This window comes from Cellulosimicrobium sp. GQ32, assembly GCF_059758455.1.
In genome coordinates this window covers 274,452-291,150 of sequence record NZ_JCAXEP010000003.1, presented here as the reverse complement: position 1 = coordinate 291,150, position 16,699 = coordinate 274,452, and the positions used below count along the sequence as shown (strand labels likewise).

The window sequence follows — 16,699 nt, the reverse complement described above, 5'->3', positions numbered from 1 at the left end:
GGTCAGCCGATCGTGCCGAGCGCGCGGTAGGCGAGGACGAACGCTCCTGCGACCGCGGCGGTGCCCACGACCGCGACCGTGACGGGTACGGCGCCGCGGACGCGACGCGCGAGCATGGCGGCGAGGAGCACGAGCGCGACGACGCCGATCACGACCCAGTAGGTGGCGCCCGTCGTCTCGACGACCGTCGTGAGCCCGTACACGGACTCGCCGACGCCGATGCCCGCGAGCACCGCGGTGCCGAGGGCGGCGTGGGCGCCCGTGCGCCACAGCCACGCCGCAGCGACGCCGACGAACGGGCCGACGACCAGGCCGACCACGCCGAACATCGTCGGGTCGTAGAAGAACCCGCGCACGTCGGCGGCGACCGTGTAGCCCAGGGTGAGCAGCACGAAGCTCGTGGCCCCCAGCACGGCGGCGTGCCACGTCCGGGCATGCGGGGCGCACGCGTACCAGGCGACCAGGAGCGCGGTGAGCAGCGTCCAGCCGCTCGCCGAGTTCGCGAAGGGCGCCGCGGCGTCGGGCAGGAAACCCTGGGCGTACGAGGTCAGGCCGCCGAGCACGAAGCTCGCGACGAGCACGAGGGCAGCGCGCCGCCAGGGACGACCCGGCGACGTCGTCATCCCGGCGGGTCGGTTCGGTGCCGACCAGCGGTCGTCGGCGCGGTCGGGGAGCGAGGTCGTCTCGGGCACCCCACGACGCTAGGCGCCGTGTGGCCCGCCGGGCGTCACCCCGTCGTCGGGCACGGGCGCGCGAGGCGTCCTACCGTGGCAGGACGACCGAGCCCCGAGGAGCCTCCCGTGACCCAGCCGGCCGCCCGCCCCGCCCCGTGGCCCGACCTCGACGTCCGACGGTGGGAGCCGACGCGCCGGCCGCTCCACCTGTTCACCCAGGTGATCGGCAAGGTCGTGCTCGACCTGACGCCGTACGTCAACCACTGGTGGAACGTCGCGTTCCACGTGACGTCGCGCGGGTTCGTCACGCCCGTGATGCAGGTCGGCGACCGCGCGCTCGACGTCGAGATCGACCTCGTGGCCGAGCGCGTCGCGTTCCGCACGTCCGACGGGCGCACCGAGACCATCGGGCTGGGGCCGATGTCCGTCGCCGACTTCTACGCCCGCACGCTCGCGTGCCTCGACCGTCTCGACGTGGCCGTGCGGGTGTGGTCGACGCCGCGCGAGATCCCCGACCCCGTGCCGTTCGAGGAGGACACCGAGGTCGGGGAGTGGGACGGCGGGCTCACACGCACGTGGCTCGCGACCGTGCAGCGGGTCGTCGCGGTCATGGAGCGGTTCCGCTCCGGGTTCTACGGCAAGTCGAGCGGGCCGCGCTTCTACTGGGGCGCCTTCGACCTGGGGCTCACGCTGTTCAACGGGCGACCCTTCCACCAGCCGGACGACGTCGAGCCCATCTACCGCTACGCGGAGAACGCGGAGAACCTCGCGGTCGGCTACTGGCCCGGCGACCCGACGACGCACGCGGACCAGGTCTACGCGTACGCGTACCCGCAGCCGCCGGGGGTGAGCGACCTCGACCTCGCCCCGGGGTACTGGGACCCCGGCCTGCGCGAGGCGGTGCTCCCGTGCGGGGTGCTGCGCGACGCGGCGGACCCCGACGCCGTCCTGCTCGCGTTCTTCGAGCGCTCCTACCGTCAGCTGGCGACGGCCGCCGGGTGGGACCTCGACGCGTTCACGGGACCGGTCCCGCCCGGCTGAGGGCAGCAAGGGGACCGGTCACGCCCGGGTCAGGAGGCCTGGCGGTGCCGCGCCGCGAGCGCAGCGCGCAGGCCTGCGACGTCGGACCCCGCCTCCGCGAGCGCGTCGACCAGCGCGCGGTGCGCCGTCGAGCCCTTCGCGCGCGCGACCGCGGCGAGGACGTGGCCTGAGTCGATGGTGCGCGAGCCCTCGTGCACCGCCTCGCGCAGCGAGAGCTCGAGCGTCTTCTTCGCCTCCGGGGTGAACGGGACGTGCGCGCGGCGGCGTCGCCCGCGACGGCGCTCGTCGTCGCCCGCGCGGTCGAGCGCCCCCGGCCCGAAGGCCGCGTCCGTGCGGGCCCGGATCTCGTCGAGGTCGATGCCGAGGGCGGCGAGCGCCGGGCCGTCGAGCGTGTCGTGAGGACTCGCGGAGTCGACGTGCCGCTCGAGGTCGTCGGTCGCGACGCCGACGGCGGCGAGCGCGGTGGCGCCCGTGCTGCCGTCCCGGTGGGCGAGAGAGAGGAGCAGGTGCACGGCGTCGATGGCGTCGTCGCCACGGGAGCGGGCCACCTCCTGGGCGCCGACCACCGTGTCGCGGGCGTCGGCGGCGAAGCGTTCGAACATGTCAAGACCTCCTGGGGGTGCGGGACGCGCCGTACTTCTTGTGCACGGCCTGGCGGGTGACGCCGAGCCGGTCGGCGATCTCCTGCCACGACCAGCCGAGCGCTCGGGCGTGCTCGACCTGGAGCGCCTCGAGGCGCTCGGCGAGCACGCGCAGCGACCGCACGGCACGCAGGCCCGTGTCGGGATCGGTGCTGCTCGCGGCGTCCATGTCGACGGGTTCCATGGCTGTCAATATAGGTTGACATCCGGCGATGTGTCAACAAGAGTTGACACACGTGGCGCGTGGACGCGCTGGGGGCGCGCAGACCGCGGACCGTGCCCACGCGGGCCGCCGCGTGACGAACGGAACACGTGGCACCGGGCACGGCCCGCGGCCGATCGATAGGAGCCCCGGCCTTCCCGGGCTACCCTGTACGGGGATGTCTTGATGTCGAGACATCGGTCATGCCGCACACGGCGCATCAGACGGAAGGACGCAGCAGGGTGGACCTGTTCGAATACCAGGCGCGCGACATCTTCGAGAAGCACGGCGTGCCCGTGCTGGGCGGGGTCGTCGCGACGACGCCCGAGGAGGCCCGCGCGGGCGCCGAGAAGCTCGGCGGCGGCACCGTGGTCGTCAAGGCCCAGGTGAAGACCGGCGGTCGCGGCAAGGCCGGCGGCGTCAAGCTCGCCCACTCGCCCGAGGAGACCGCCGAGAAGGCGTCCGAGATCCTCGGCATGGACATCAAGGGCCACACGGTCCACCGCGTCATGGTCGCCCAGGGCGCCAAGATCGCCGAGGAGTTCTACTTCTCGGTGCTCCTCGACCGGTCGAACCGCAACTACCTCGCCATGTGCTCCGTCGAGGGCGGCATGGAGATCGAGCAGCTCGCGGTCGAGCGCCCCGAGGCGCTCGCCAAGGTCGCGGTCGACCCGATCGTCGGCATCGACGAGGCCAAGGCGCGCGAGATCGTCGACGCCGCCGGCTTCGCCGAGGAGCTCAAGGCACCGGTCGCGGCGGTCATCCAGAAGCTCTGGACCGTCTTCACGGCCGAGGACGCGACGCTCGTCGAGGTGAACCCGCTCGTCCGCACCGAGGACGGGTCGATCATCGCGCTCGACGGCAAGGTCACGCTGGACGACAACGCGTCGGAGGTCCGTCACCCGGACCACGAGGCGCTGGAGGACAAGGAGTCGACCGACCCGCTCGAGGCCAAGGCCAAGGCGAACGGCCTCAACTACGTCAAGCTCGACGGCGAGGTCGGCATCATCGGCAACGGCGCGGGGCTCGTCATGAGCACGCTCGACGTCGTCGCGTACGCCGGTGAGGCGCACGGCGGCGTGAAGCCGGCCAACTTCCTCGACATCGGCGGCGGCGCCAACGCACAGGTCATGGCGAACGGCCTCGACGTCATCCTCAACGACCCGCAGGTCAAGTCGGTGTTCGTCAACGTCTTCGGCGGCATCACCGCGTGCGACGAGGTCGCCAAGGGCATCGTCGGCGCGCTCGAGATCCTCGGCGACGAGGCGTCCAAGCCGCTCGTCGTGCGCCTCGACGGCAACAACGTGGACCTCGGCCGCGCGATCCTGCGCGAGGCGAACCACCCGCTCGTGACCCTCGCCGAGACCATGGACGGCGGGGCCGACAAGGCTGCCGAGCTGGCCAACGCCTGATCGCCCGAAGACGCGGAAAGCTGAGACAGAGAACACCATGTCGATCTACCTGAACTCCGACTCCAAGATCATCGTCCAGGGCATCACCGGCGGGATGGGTGCCAAGCACACCGCCCTCATGCTCGACTCGGGCGCGCAGATCGTCGGCGGCGTCAACGCCCGCAAGGCCGGCACGACCGTCACGCACAAGGACCACGAGGGCAACGACGTCACGCTCCCCGTGTTCGGCACCGTGGCCGAGGCCATGGCCGAGACCGGTGCGAACGTGTCCGTCCTCTTCGTCCCGCCGGCGTTCACCAAGGACGCGGCGATCGAGGCCGTCGACGCCGAGATGCCGCTCATCGTCGTCATCACCGAGGGCGTCCCCGTCCAGGACACGGCCGAGGTGTGGGCCTACCTGCAGGGCAAGAAGACGCGCATGATCGGCCCGAACTGCCCCGGCATCATCACGCCGGGCGAGTCGCTCGCCGGCATCACCCCGCACACCATCACGGGCAAGGGCCCGGTCGGTCTCGTGTCGAAGTCGGGCACGCTGACCTACCAGATGATGTACGAGCTCAAGGACCTCGGGTTCTCGACCGCCATCGGCATCGGCGGCGACCCGATCGTCGGCACCACGCACATCGACGCGCTCGAGGCGTTCGAGAACGACCCCGAGACCAAGGCGATCGTCATGATCGGCGAGATCGGCGGCGACGCCGAGGAGCGTGCCGCGGCGTACATCAAGGAGCACGTCACGAAGCCGGTCGTCGGCTACGTCGCGGGCTTCACCGCCCCCGAGGGCAAGACGATGGGCCACGCCGGCGCGATCGTCTCCGGCTCCGCGGGCACCGCGCAGGCCAAGAAGGAGGCCCTCGAGGCCGTCGGCGTCAAGGTCGGCAAGACGCCGTCCGAGACCGCCGCGCTCCTGCGCGAGGTCCTCGCCTGACCCTGGCTCCACCGCAGGACCGATGACCCGGGTCCTCGCACCCGAAGCCCCGCGACCGGTCCGCCGGTCGCGGGGCGTCGTGCGTCCGGGCCGGTGCGGAGGTCAGGTGGCCGGGTCACGGTCGCCGCTCGGGACCGTCGGCGCTCCCGAGGCGGCCAGCCACGCGTCGAGGCGCACCCACTGCGCGTAGAGCCACGCGGCGCGCTCCTCGTCGCCCGCCGGGAGCGCCTCGCGGGGCGTCGCCCAGATCTTGAGCGTGAGGCGCTTGTCCATCGGCAGCTCGCGCCAGATGTCGCGCACCGTGACCAGTCGCTCGAGACCCGTGTGCGCGACGACGGCGACGCCCGTCGTCGGCGTCGCGTCGAGAGCGGCGAGGAACCCGCCGACGTGCGGCGCCATGACGTGCGGCATCCCCTCGGCGAGCGCGGCGAGGTCGTCCTCGCCGGAGGAGCGCAGCGCCGCGATGCGCGCGTCGCGGCGGCGCGGCGTGACGTTCCCGCCCTCGGGGAAGAGCAGCACGGCGGAGTCCGGGGCGAGGTCGGTGGCGAGAGCGGCGACCGCCTCGCTGCCCGACGGTGCACCGTGCCGCCGACGCGAGCGCGGCACCACGAAGTACGCGGGGACGCGGTGGAGCAGGACGTCGATCGCCGGGTCCCACTGCAGCGTGTCCTTGAGCACGACGCGCGGCTCGCGGCCCGCCGCGTTGACGATGCGGTCCATGAGGACGAACGAGTCGCCCGGACCGGCGTGCCGGCTCACCACGAGCACCGGTGCCCCGTCGAGCCCGTCGGCCTCGCTGAGGTCGAGGTCGATCCGCAGCCGCAGCGTCCAGCGCACCTGCCAGAACAGCACCGAGAGCATCGTGCCCGCGAGACGGACGTGCGCGCGCCGGAACGCCGGGCGGCGCAGTGCCCACCCGAACCCCGAGCCCACCCAGAGGCCGAACAGCGCGACGATCGCGGCGGCGTCCCACACCACGTAGAAGCTCGCGAGCCACAGCACGCGCGGCGCGCGCAGGCGGCCGGGCAGCGCCCAGCTCACGATGCCGCCGACGAGCAGGACGAGCATGATGCTCGTCGGGACGAGCAGGACCGCGAGGACGACGACGGCCGGCGCGACCAGCAGCCGGCGGACCCACCGAGGCGGGGGCGGGACGTTCACGCCCCACCGCCCAGCTCGTCGAGGTAGCGACGAGACGCGGCGTACGACGACGCGGCGCGGGCGCGCGTCGTGTCGAGGCGCCGCGACGACGAGAGCCGCTCGTCGCCGGGGAGCGGCCCGCCGCTCGGCAGGACGTGGACGGTCACGTCGTCGGGGACCTCGGCGAGCTCGCGCGCGAACCGGTGCCGTCGGGAGATCTCGAACGTCACCTTCGCGACCTCGACCGCGGTCCGCGGAGGTCGCAGCGGCTCCTCGATCCGGCCGACCTGGAGCACCCAGACCGTCCGGGCGCCGCGGCGCACGGCTTCGCCCAGCGGGATCGAGGAGACCACGCCGCCGTCGACGTAGTGCTCGTCCCCGATGCGCGTGGGCGGCAGCGCGCCCGGGACGGAGGCCGAGGCGAGCACGGCCTCGATCAGCGGCCCGTCGCTGAACCAGCGCTCGGCCGCCCGCTCGATCGACGCCGCGGCGACGACGAGCGGCACGGCGAGGTCGGCGAACGTCGTGCGCTCGCCGAGCACCTGTCGCAGGAGCGCGCGCAAGGGTGCGGGGCTGGCGAGGTGGGTGCGCGTCGTCGCGAGCCGATGCACCTGCCGGTACCACGCCTCGCCGTAGACCTGCGCGGCCGCGGGCGACGACCAGGCGGACTCGAGGCGGGGGACGACGGCGGGCGTCGGGTCCGCCGCGAGCGCCGCCCCGTTGATCGCGCCGATCGACGTCCCCACCACCAGGTCGGGCGTGATGCCGCGTTCCAGCAGCGCGCGCAGCATGCCGATCTGGACCGCGCCGCGCACGCCACCGCCACCCAGGACGAACGCGGTGGGGGCGGGCGCCGTCGTCATGGACCGATCGTAGGCGCGGGTAGGCTGGCGCGCCGGGGCGAATGCCACGGACCGACCACTCGATCGACGACGATGGGCACCATGAGCACCACCAGCACGACGCGTGGTGCGCGCACGCGCACCGTGGACGGCAGCCCGGCCCCTGTACCGGTCGTGGTCCGGCGCGGGCCGTCGGGCGTGCTCGCCGCGCTCCAGGCGCTCGCGCTGTCCCTCGCGGTCGTCGTCCTGCCGGGCGTCGTGGCCTTCCTCGCGTCGTCCACCGGCGCCTCCGAGGGCACGGGGTGGGGCCAGTCCGTGACGATCGCCGCGGGCTTCTGGCTCCTCGGCCACGGGGTCCCGCTCGTCGCGAGCGGGACGACCGTCACTCTGGTGCCCCTCGGGCTCACCGCGCTCGCGCTGTTCTGCTGCTTCGCGTCCGCGCGCCGCTCCGCGCACACGACGACGTCCGCCTGGGTCGCGGGCACCGTGACCTACGCGCTCGCGACGCTGGGCGTCGCGCTCCTCGCCGGGTCCACCCCGCCCTGGGGCCTCGCGGTCGCGGTCGTCGGGGGAGGGCTCGTCGGCGGGCTTGGCCTCGGCGCCGGGATCCTCGCGCGGCCGGACGCCCCGTTCGTCGGCGACCTCACGCAGCGGTTCGACGGGTGGCTCCCGCCGTCGGTGCGGCTGGGACTGCGCGGCGGGTTGCTCGGCACCAGCCTGCTGGCCGGCGTCTCGGCCGTCGTCGTCGGGGCGTGGCTCGTCGCCGGGCGCGCGACGTCGGGCGACATCGTGGCCGGGCTCGTGCCCGGGACCGTCGGCGGCATCGTGCTCGCGCTCGCGCAGCTCGCCGTCCTGCCGAACGTCGTCGCCTGGGCGGGAGCCTGGCTCGTCGGGCCGGGCTTCGCCGTGGGCGAGGGCAGCACGTTCGCCCCGACCGGCTCCGAGCCCGGCGCGCTCCCGGCGATCCCGCTGCTCGGCGCGCTGCCCGGGGACGACTGGACCAACCCGCTGACGCCCTGGGTGCCGGCTGTCGTCGTCACGCTCGGCGTCGTGGCCGGGGCCTTCGTGTGGCGCCGCCTGCGCGACGTGACCGGGACGCACCCGGACGACGACGTCCGGTGGCTCGACGTCGGCCTCGCCGTCGGCGGCGTCGCGCTCGGCGCCGGACTGCTCGCCGGCGTCGTGAGCTGGCTCGCGGGCGGGGCGGTCGGGCCCGGGCGGCTCGAGGTCGTCGGCGCCGACGCGCTCGTCGTCGGCGCGCTCGCCGCGGCCGAGATCGGCGGCGGCGCCGCGCTCGCGATCCTCTGGGCGCGGCTCGACGTCCTGGGCCGCCGCCACGGCGACCCCCTCGACGACGAGGCCTGACCTGCCGAGGTAGAGCGTGGTTGGCCGAGGTAGAACCGTGGTCAGGTCTCAGACCCGCCGGGTTGGGTCCGCGGCGCGGGCGGCCTCGGTGCTCGGGGCTGCGGCGCCGTCGCCCCGGTCCTTCGGCCGTGGGTTCGAGGAGCGCCGCTCTGACGCCCCTTCGCATCCGAGCCCACCCCCACCGCTCAGCCGTCGTCTCACCTTGTCCCGGCGGCGAGCCGGCCGAGCGGTCCTGAGGCCGAACAGCGGATCGCGGATCGTCAGACGACCAAGACGAGCTGAGTTCACCTGCTCGGCGTGACCTCGCGACGACTCGGCGCGACGTCGCGGCGACCGGTACGCGTCGCGACCGTGGCGCGACCTACGACGCTCAGTCGCGGTGCGGCGGTGCGGGAAGTGTCGCACCGAGATCGGATGCGGCGAACCGGGCTCGCGAGTCCGACACGCGGGTGGTAGCCCGGGGTGAGCGGCGACCAGGGCGAGACGAGATACGGGCGGGGTGGGTGGTGGTGCCGCGTCGTGGCGGGCCTGGCGGGAGCCGCGAGGAACGAGCGGCGGATGGTAGACGCGGCGCCACCACCCACCCCGCCCACCCCGCCCACCCCGCCCACCCCGCCCACCCCACGCAACCACACGCCGTCGGGCAGAAGAACCGGCGTTCTACCTCGCGCGACCACGGTTCTGTCTCGGCAGACCAGCGTTCTACTTCGGCGGTCTGCGGTTCCCCCTCGGCCGTGCGCGCGTGCTGTCTCGATGGGTTCAGGCGGTCGGCGACGTCATGGTGGGAGCGCCCTCGACGGGGGCCGCGGCGGCGGGGTCGGTGAAGGCCTGGCGCGGGACGACGACGAGCAGGAGGACGGCCGCGACGAGCGCCGTCGTGCCGCACACGACCCAGACGGTGACGTACCCGCCGAACGAGCCGGCCGTGCTCCCGGTGGCGCCGCCCTGGAGTGCCGCGCCCGCGAGCGCGATGCCGAAGACGCAGGACGCGATCGCGCCGCCGACGGTCTTCACGGAGTTGGTGAGGCCGGTCGCGACGCCGGTGAGCGTCGGGGGCGCAGCAGCCGCGGCGGCTGCGGGGAGCGCGGCGACCAGAGCGCCGGAGCCGAGCCCGACGATCACCATGTTGGTGAGTACGTTCGCGTACGTCCCGTGGAACGGCAGGAAGAGCAGGAAGCCCACACCCACGAGGGTGGACGCACCGACCAGGGTGAGGCGCGGCGTCGAGCGGCGGGCGACCCGGGGGTAGGACAGCGCGCCGACGATCATGCCGATCAGGTAGACGCCGATGAGCAGGGACGTCTGGAAGCCGCTCGTGCCGAGCCCGTACCCGTGCTCGGCGGGGTCGGTGCGCGCGAACGTCGACAGCGGGGCCTGGGCACCGAGCACGGAGACGCCGAACAGGCCGGCGGTGAGGAACACCGGGCCGAGCGTGGGGGACCGGAACATGCGCACGTCGACGAGCGGGTCGTCCTGGCGCAGCTCCCACCGGGCGAACGGCCACAGCAGCGCGGCGCCGAGCACGACGAGCGCCCACGGCGCGAACGCGACGACGCCCTCGAGGCGGAGCAGGCTGAGGCCGCCCGTGAGCGCGAGGAGCGCGAGCGAGACGAGCACGAGGCCGACGGTGTCGAAGCGTCCGCCCGCAGGGTCGGGCGACTCCTTCACGCCGAGCAGCACGACGACGAAGCACACGACGACGAGCAGCGCCGGGACGAGGAGCACGACGCGCAGCGGGAGCGCGACGACGAGCGCCCCACCGGCGAGCGCGCCGACGATGGCGCCGACCTCGAGGGCCGCGACGAGGACGCCCGCGGCCCGCGCGGTGACGGCGGCGGGGTTCGCGAGGCGTCGGGCGCGCGACCAGACGAGCGCGATCTCCAGCGGCAGCCACACGACGTAGAACCCCTGCACGGCCCATGCCACGAGGAACACCGCGAACGAGTCCGTGAACGGCAGGGCGAGGGACGCGGCCGCGGTGACCGCCGTCGACCAGAGGAGGATGCGCCGGTGGCCGACCATGTCGCCGAGCTTGGCCAGCGCGGGCACGACGAGGGCGGACAGCATGAGCTGGGAGCCCTCGAGCCAGTTCACGTCGGCGTCGTGCACGCCGAGGTGTCGCGCGATGTCCGTGAGCATCGGCGTGTAGTAGCCCTGGAGGACGCCGCTCGTCAGCTCGACGAAGGCGAGGAACCCGACGACGCCGGCGAGGGTCGAACCCGCGAGGCGCCCGGTGAGCGAGCGAGCCATCGCTGCTCCTTCTGCGTGGGGAGGCGCGCGTCGTCGCGCGCCCCGGAGGTGGGGAGCGTCAGGGTAGCCGCTCGAGGAGCGCGCGGTGGAACCGCTCGCCCCGCTCGAGCTCCGCGACCTCGACGCGCTCGTCGACGCCGTGGATGGTGGCGCGCAGCTCGGCGGACATCGCGAGCGGCGCGAACCGGTACACGGCCGGCGCGAACCGGTGGAAGTGCCGCGCGTCGGTCGCCTGCATCGTGATGTACGGGGCGGGCAGCGCGTCGGGGTGCGAGACGCCGACGCATGCGGCGAGAAGGGCGAACCGCTCGTCGTCGACGGGGGACTCGGGGGAGGGCTCGCTGCCCTCGACGACCTCGATCTGGACCTGCGGGTCGTCGACGCGCCGCCGGACGCGCCCGACGGTGCCCGCGACGGTCTCGCCGAGCGCGATCCGCAGGTTGACGGTCGCGGACGCCTGCGACGGCAGCACGTTCGCGGCCGTGCCGCCGGAGAGCATCGTCGGCGCGACGGTCGTGCGGACGATCGCCGCGGCCTCGCCCCCCATCGCGGCGAAGGCCTGCGCGGACACGGGTGGCGCGGCGGCCAGGGCGCGCAGCGCGGTGCGGGCCGGTCCGGTCGCGCGGTCGGAGAAGAGCCGGAGCATGCGCGAGATCGCGACGGGTGTGCGCGCGGGGAAGGTGCGCGGGCCGAGGCGCTCGACGGCGCGCGCGACCCGCCGGACCGCCGTCGTCGTGGGCGGGGCGGAGGCGTGCCCGCCCTCGCCGCGGGCGGTGAGGCGCAGCGTCAGCACGCCCTTCTCGCCGACGCCGATCATCGCGGCGCTCCCGGGGACGAGGGGGAGCGGGGAGTCCGTGACCGCGCCGCCCTCGTCGAGCACGAGCCACGGGACCACGCCGCGGTCGCGCAGCGTCGTCGCGATCGCGGCGGCCGCCGCGCCGTGCGACTCCTCGTCGCCGCCGAACGACAGGTAGACGTCCCGCGCGGGCGTGAAGCCCGCGGCGAGCAGGTTCTCGACCGCCTCGAGGACGACGACGAGCGGCCCCTTGTCGTCGAGCGCGCCGCGCCCGTGGACCCAGCCGTCGGCGACGCGCCCCTCGAAGGGCGGGTAGGTCCAGTCGTCGCTCTCGTCGACCGGGACGACGTCGTAGTGCGCCATGAGCACCATCGGCGGCTCGTCGGAGCGCCCGCGCCAGCGGTAGAGCAGGCCGAGGTCGGTGATGCGCTCGCGGTCGAGGCGCCCGTGGACCAGAGGGTAGAGCTCGGGCAGGAGGTCGACGAGCTCGTCGAAGGGCGCGAGGCCTCGTTCCTCCAGCTCGGCGGACACCGTGGGGATCCGGATGAGGCGGGCGAGCCGCTCGTCTGCGCCCGGCCGAGGGGTCACGGTCGTGGTCGTCATGAGCACACCCTAGAGACTCGATATCACGAGCGGGCGACAGGGATCTCCGCACCGCGGCTCCATCGTGCCTGTACCGATTTAGCGAGACGGTCGCGATCCTCTGGAGGGAATCTCTGCGGAGAGCGCGCGCCTCACGCCGGGGCGGAGAGACCCTGGCGAATCTGGCGATGCTGCGGGTTCCGGAGGCCCACGTGGCATCTTGACTGCGCTGTCAAGAACCGGTTTACTAACGGCACGTCACCGTCGGCATAGGGGAGGCGCCACCCGTGGGCGCACGGCCGGCGACCTCGCCACAAGGAGGCGAGGCAGGACGTGGCCCGCCTGGCGCCTCGCCCGGCGGCCGAACCGTCCGTCAGAGGCCGGCACGGGCCCGCCTCGCCGTGAGGGAGCACCTGCGCGATGACGCGTCAGAAGTCCGGCACCGCCGTCGGTGCCCGTGCCGAGGGGCGACCTGTCCCGCGCTGCTCTCGACGGACGACGACCGAGGTCGGCCTGCGCCGCCCCGACCGCACCGTGCGTGCGCCACGGACCACCACAAGGGAGCCCCCCATGAGAAGCGTCAGAGCCCTGATCTCCGCCTTCCTGGCACTCGTGCTGAGCGCTGTCGGACTCGTCGTCGCGCCCGCGGGCGCGGCACCGCCCGGCGACGACGTCGACACGATCACGTCACGGCTGCGGGACTACTACCTGGGGCAGGGGGACGACATCATCATCGCGAACGGCATCTACCTGGCGCGCACCTCCGAGGCTCTCGACTACGTCGCGTCACAACGCGCCGACGGCTCGTGGCCGGACGTCGACTACGCCGACCGGACGAGCTCGGCGAACGGCGCGACCTGGTCGGCGTACATCGCGCTCTACCGGATGCTCGCGCTCGCCCAGGCGTACCGAGACCCGGCCGCTGCGGGCTTCGAGGACCCCGCCGTCCTCGCCGCGGTCGAGCGCGCGCTCGTGCACTGGGACGCCGTCGATCCGGGCAACACGAACTGGTGGGAGACCGAGATCGGCGAGTCCATGGCGATGGGGCGCCTCACCGTCTTCCTTGGCGACGACCTGAGTCCCGAGGCGAAGGCGGTGGCGCTCGAGCACAACACCGGCAGGCTCGACCCGGTGGGCGCCAACGGTGCGTGGCGCACGACGAACTACCTCTTCGAGGCGCTCGCGACCCGTGACCACGAGAAGATCGTGTCCGGCTTCGACACCATGGTGCAGACCGTCGCTGTCGACCGCTCCGGGGGGACCAACGAGGCGGTGCAGCCCGACGGGAGCTTCTGGGCGCACGGGGCGCAGCTGTACAGCGAGGGGTACGGCATGGCGCTCTTCACGAACGTGGCGCTGTGGGCCGACGCGGCGCGCGGCACGGGCCTCGCGTTCACCCGGGAGCACCTGGACACGATCGCGTTCTACGTCGTCAACGGCACGCGGTGGATGATCCGCGGCGAGGTCGGCATGCTGTACCTCGGCTACAGGGAGCCGAAGACCGTGGACGGCGTCACGGGGTACGCATCCGAGTTCCTCGAGCCGCTCGCCAAGATGGAACGTACGGACCCGCTCTACGCGACCGACTACCAGGAGCTGATCGACAGCATCAGGGGCACGACCCGGACCAACGGCGTCACCGGGAACAAGTACTTCTGGCGGTCGGAGTTCTCGTCCCACCTGCGCGACGGGTACGGGATCTTCACGCGGCTCAACTCGAGCCGCACCGTCGGCAGCGAGTACCGCTCCACCTTCCGACCGGAGGTCGGCAACGAGATCGTGTGGAACGCAGCGGGCGCCACAGCGATCCAGGTCAACAATCGGGAGTACCTCGACCTCGGTCCGGCGTTCGACTGGTTCCACTACCCCGGCGTCACCGCTCCCTACGTCAAGGAGCAGACGCGCGGGACGGCCGGTCGCACGGGCAACGGAGGCAGCTTCACGGGCGGCGTCTCGGACGGCACCTACGGCGTGAGCGTGCACAGCCTCGACCGTGCCGACACCCAGGGCAGGAAGAGCTACTTCTACCTCGACGACGAGATGGTCGCGCTCGGCGCCGGCATCCGCTCGGGGTCTGACGCGCCGGTGCACACGACGGTGAATCAGGCCGTCGCGAAGGACAACGCCTCGGCAGGTGGCCGACCCGTCGCGCCGGGGACCGTCAGCGCCTCGGTGGAGGGCCCGGCGTGGGCCTACAACGACGAGGTCGGCTACGTCTTCCCGGCCGGTCAGCGCGTGCTCGTCTCGAACACGGCGCAGACGGGGAGCTGGGTCGGTCAGGACCCGGTGAGCCGAAGTGCCTTCACGCTGTACGTCGACCACGGCGTGCGCCCGAGCGACGCCGGCTACGAGTACGTCGTGCTCCCCGCGGCCTCCCCGCAGGAGGTCGAGGCCTATGCCGCGGCACCCGCGGTCCAGGTGCTCCGCAACGACGCCGCGGTGCAGGCGGTGCGGCACGCCGGGCTCGGGCGGACGATGGCGACGTTCTACCAGGCAGGGACCCTCGACCTCGGTGCGGGTCGGACGCTCGAGGTGAGCCAGCCCGCGATCGTCCTCGTGGACGAGTCGGGCGAGGTCCCGGTGGCGAGCGTCGCCAACCCCGACCGGCCGGGCCTCGTCGTCTCCGTCGCGCTCCACGACCCGGACGGCGAGCACCGCGGCACGTTCGCCCTGGGTTCCGGCGCGAGCCTGGGCAAGACCGTCACGGCACCCCTCTCGTCGGACGTCGGGACGGACTCGGACCTCACCGCGAGCAGCGCGCTGGAGGGTCACGGCGCGGTGCTCGCAGGCGACGGGGACGATGCCACCGCCTGGCGCTCCGACGGAGACGGGACGGCCTGGCTGACGAAGCGTCTGGCACCGGGGTCGTTCGTCACCGGCGCAACGGTGTCGTGGGGCGAGCAGCACGCGTCACGCTTCCTGCTGCAGACGTCGCTCGACGGCGCGACCTGGACCGACCACAAGTTCGTGCAGGACGGCGCCGGGGAGCGCACCCGGCTCGGCCTGACACCGACCGCCGCTTCCTTCGTCCGTCTCGTGATGCTGGACGGCCCGGGCGACGACGGATACGCCGTCCGGGAGCTCGACGTCGACTCCAGCGTGAACCTCGCCCTCGGTCGGCCGGTGACCGCCTCCGGCTCGTCGGGCGGGGCCGCCGCGAGCATCACGGACGGCAACATGGACACACGCTGGAGCGGGAACCTCTCGGACAGCGCCTGGGCGCAGGTCGACCTCGGCTCCGTGCAGCGGATCGGCGCCGTGCGGCTGTGGTGGGAAGCATCCTTCGCCCGCCAGTACCGCATCCAGGTCTCCGACGACGGCACGGCCTGGCGCGACGCCTACGCCACGACGGGCGCGGGCAGCGACGGAGGGAGGGACGCCGTCGCGGTCGACGAGCGGGCGCGCTACGTGCGCATGCAGACGGTCCAGCGCAGCACGACCCAGTACGGCGTCTCGCTGTGGGAGCTCGAGGTGTTCGCCGACGACGTGGTCGTCGACGCGCCGACCGTGCCGGCGGGCCGGGAGAACCTGGCCCTCGCCCGACCGGTCCAGGCCGACTCGACCTACAACGCCACCGCCGACGCCCGCAACGCCAACGACGGCAACCTCACGACGCGCTGGTCCTCCCAGCGCCAGGACGCGCCGTACACGATCGAGCGCTGGCTCCAGGTCGACCTCGAGGCAACCCGCAGCATCAACCAGGTCGTCGTCACCTGGGAGGCGGCGACGTCGAACGACTTCCGCGTCGAAGGGTCGCTCGACGGCCGGACCTGGGAGCAGCTGGCCCGGGTCGAGAAGACCTCGGCAGAGCTGCGGAACGTCGTGGACCTGCCCGAGTCCGACGTGCGTTACGTCCGGGTGATCGGCCTGCCCGTCACGAAGTACGGGCTCTCGATCTTCGAGCTCGAGGTGTACGGCGGGTACAACCTGCGGTGCGAGGCGTCGCCCGTGGCCGCGGATCCCGCGTCCAGCGCGGTGGCGACGGCCAGCGTCACGCCCCTCGAACCGGACGACGAGTTCACCGCGTTCTCGCTCGACGAGTCGGTGGCGTCGGTCGTGGGCGACCCTCGCGTCGGCGACGGGCGCGTCGAGCTCGACCTGGCCACCGGCCAGGCCGGGAGGACCGCCGTCCTGGTCACGCACGCGAAGGGTGACGAGATCGCGTGGTGCGACGTGGTCGTCGCGGTCGACACGGCTGAGCTCGACCGGCTCGTGGCGGAGGCCGACGCGCTGGACAGCAGGCAGTACACGCCCGCGAGCTGGGCGCCCCTGCTGCCCGCACTCGAGGCAGCGAAGGCCGCGGCCCGCGCGGAGGGCGCCACGCAGGGTGACGTCGACGAGAAGACGACGGCCCTCGCGGCGGCGCTCGAGGGTCTCGTGGAGCGGGTCCCGGGGACCACGGCGCCGACCGTCGAGGTGACGGCCCGCTGCCTGGCCGGCACGGGCTACGTGGCGGTGCGCGCGACGAACACGGACGAGCAGACAGCGAAGATCGTGCTGTCGACACGGTTCGGCGACCGGACGTACGCCGCGGTCGCGCCGGGAGGGAACGCCTACCAGTCGTTCAGTTCCCGAGCGGCCGTGGTGGAAGCCGGAGCGGTGAGCGTCGTGGCCACCGCACCCGGTCGCGAGCCGGTGACGGTCCAGGCACCGTACGAGGCCAAGCGCTGCGGCTGAGCCGCGGCGGCCGGAGCCGGGCCGTCGTGGCGGTGTCGGAGGACACCGCCGCGACGGCCCGGTCCGCTCCGTCAGAGGTCCCCGACCGCGTCGTCGCGGTCACCCGTCCCGAGAGGAACCACCGATGCTTCCCCATCTGACACGAATCC

The 16,699-nt window shown here is 73.5% G+C and carries 12 protein-coding genes; 5 read left to right on the top strand and 7 right to left on the bottom strand.

The genetic code is table 11. The annotated features are described in order from the left end of the window. Window positions 1-2 precede the first annotated feature (2 nt). On the bottom strand, window positions 3-692 hold the full coding sequence (locus AC6CH9_RS07380) for a DUF6518 family protein (protein ID WP_498154326.1): 690 nt from the start codon (window positions 690-692) through the stop codon (window positions 3-5). A gap of 108 nt (window positions 693-800) precedes the next feature. Here AC6CH9_RS07380 and AC6CH9_RS07375 point away from each other — a divergent pair, with 108 nt between their 5' ends. Then, window positions 801-1,715 (top strand): DUF5996 family protein, encoded by a 915-nt coding sequence (locus tag AC6CH9_RS07375; RefSeq protein ID WP_498154325.1) that lies wholly within the window; start codon window positions 801-803, stop codon window positions 1,713-1,715. A gap of 29 nt (window positions 1,716-1,744) precedes the next feature. Here the strand turns inward: AC6CH9_RS07375 and AC6CH9_RS07370 are convergent, their stop codons facing one another. Next, window positions 1,745-2,317, bottom strand: a complete 573-nt coding sequence (locus AC6CH9_RS07370) for a Clp protease N-terminal domain-containing protein (RefSeq protein ID WP_498154324.1) — start codon at window positions 2,315-2,317, stop codon at window positions 1,745-1,747. A 1-nt stretch (window position 2,318) separates the two neighbouring features. Beyond that, on the bottom strand, window positions 2,319-2,540 hold the full coding sequence (locus AC6CH9_RS07365) for a helix-turn-helix domain-containing protein (RefSeq protein ID WP_498154323.1): 222 nt from the start codon (window positions 2,538-2,540) through the stop codon (window positions 2,319-2,321). Between the two features lie 260 nt (window positions 2,541-2,800). On the opposite strand from AC6CH9_RS07365, the gene sucC reads away from it, so the two are divergent. Together sucC and sucD are read left to right on the top strand one after the other, a co-directional pair. Beyond that, on the top strand, window positions 2,801-3,970 hold the full coding sequence (gene sucC, locus AC6CH9_RS07360) for an ADP-forming succinate--CoA ligase subunit beta (protein WP_087471387.1): 1,170 nt from the start codon (window positions 2,801-2,803) through the stop codon (window positions 3,968-3,970). Between the two features lie 37 nt (window positions 3,971-4,007). Next, complete coding sequence (sucD, locus tag AC6CH9_RS07355) at window positions 4,008-4,898, top strand: succinate--CoA ligase subunit alpha (RefSeq protein ID WP_047233084.1); 891 nt, start codon at window positions 4,008-4,010, stop codon at window positions 4,896-4,898. A gap of 102 nt (window positions 4,899-5,000) precedes the next feature. Here the strand turns inward: sucD and AC6CH9_RS07350 are convergent, their stop codons facing one another. Together AC6CH9_RS07350 and AC6CH9_RS07345 are read right to left on the bottom strand one after the other, a co-directional pair. Next, on the bottom strand, window positions 5,001-6,059 hold the full coding sequence (locus tag AC6CH9_RS07350) for a 1-acyl-sn-glycerol-3-phosphate acyltransferase (RefSeq protein ID WP_498154322.1): 1,059 nt from the start codon (window positions 6,057-6,059) through the stop codon (window positions 5,001-5,003). After that, window positions 6,056-6,901: a patatin-like phospholipase family protein gene (locus tag AC6CH9_RS07345; protein ID WP_498154321.1), complete on the bottom strand. Its 846-nt coding sequence runs from the start codon at window positions 6,899-6,901 to the stop codon at window positions 6,056-6,058. The genes AC6CH9_RS07350 and AC6CH9_RS07345 overlap by 4 nt, the downstream gene beginning before the upstream one ends. A gap of 81 nt (window positions 6,902-6,982) precedes the next feature. On the opposite strand from AC6CH9_RS07345, the gene AC6CH9_RS07340 reads away from it, so the two are divergent. Continuing rightward, a complete protein-coding gene (locus AC6CH9_RS07340; protein WP_498154320.1) occupies window positions 6,983-8,245 on the top strand; it encodes a cell division protein PerM in 1,263 nt (420 codons plus the stop codon). A gap of 759 nt (window positions 8,246-9,004) precedes the next feature. On the opposite strand, the gene AC6CH9_RS07335 is transcribed toward AC6CH9_RS07340, so the two are convergent. Next, window positions 9,005-10,495 (bottom strand): MFS transporter, encoded by a 1,491-nt coding sequence (locus AC6CH9_RS07335; protein ID WP_498154319.1) that lies wholly within the window; start codon window positions 10,493-10,495, stop codon window positions 9,005-9,007. A gap of 58 nt (window positions 10,496-10,553) precedes the next feature. Continuing rightward, window positions 10,554-11,894, bottom strand: coding sequence for a M20/M25/M40 family metallo-hydrolase (locus AC6CH9_RS07330; protein WP_400554830.1), 1,341 nt, complete (start codon window positions 11,892-11,894; stop codon window positions 10,554-10,556). A gap of 549 nt (window positions 11,895-12,443) precedes the next feature. Between AC6CH9_RS07330 and AC6CH9_RS07325 the strand changes: the two genes are divergently transcribed. Continuing rightward, the gene (locus tag AC6CH9_RS07325) at window positions 12,444-16,550 is read left to right on the top strand and encodes a polysaccharide lyase family 8 super-sandwich domain-containing protein (protein ID WP_498154318.1); all 4,107 of its coding nucleotides are present in this window, start codon (window positions 12,444-12,446) and stop codon (window positions 16,548-16,550) included. Window positions 16,551-16,699 lie beyond the last annotated feature (149 nt).

Excerpts from the sequence above, each read along its gene's own strand:
- AC6CH9_RS07370 (WP_498154324.1), bottom strand. The coding sequence starts at position 2,317 with ATGTTCGAACGCTTCGCCGCCGACGCCCGCGACACGGTGGTCGGCGCC.
- AC6CH9_RS07365 (WP_498154323.1), bottom strand. The coding sequence starts at position 2,540 with ATGGAACCCGTCGACATGGACGCCGCGAGCAGCACCGATCCCGACACG.
- sucD (WP_047233084.1), top strand. The coding sequence starts at position 4,008 with ATGTCGATCTACCTGAACTCCGACTCCAAGATCATCGTCCAGGGCATC.
- AC6CH9_RS07345 (WP_498154321.1), bottom strand. The coding sequence starts at position 6,901 with ATGACGACGGCGCCCGCCCCCACCGCGTTCGTCCTGGGTGGCGGTGGC.
- AC6CH9_RS07340 (WP_498154320.1), top strand. The coding sequence starts at position 6,983 with ATGAGCACCACCAGCACGACGCGTGGTGCGCGCACGCGCACCGTGGAC.
- AC6CH9_RS07335 (WP_498154319.1), bottom strand. The coding sequence starts at position 10,495 with ATGGCTCGCTCGCTCACCGGGCGCCTCGCGGGTTCGACCCTCGCCGGC.
- AC6CH9_RS07330 (WP_400554830.1), bottom strand. The coding sequence starts at position 11,894 with ATGACGACCACGACCGTGACCCCTCGGCCGGGCGCAGACGAGCGGCTC.
- AC6CH9_RS07325 (WP_498154318.1), top strand. The coding sequence starts at position 12,444 with ATGAGAAGCGTCAGAGCCCTGATCTCCGCCTTCCTGGCACTCGTGCTG.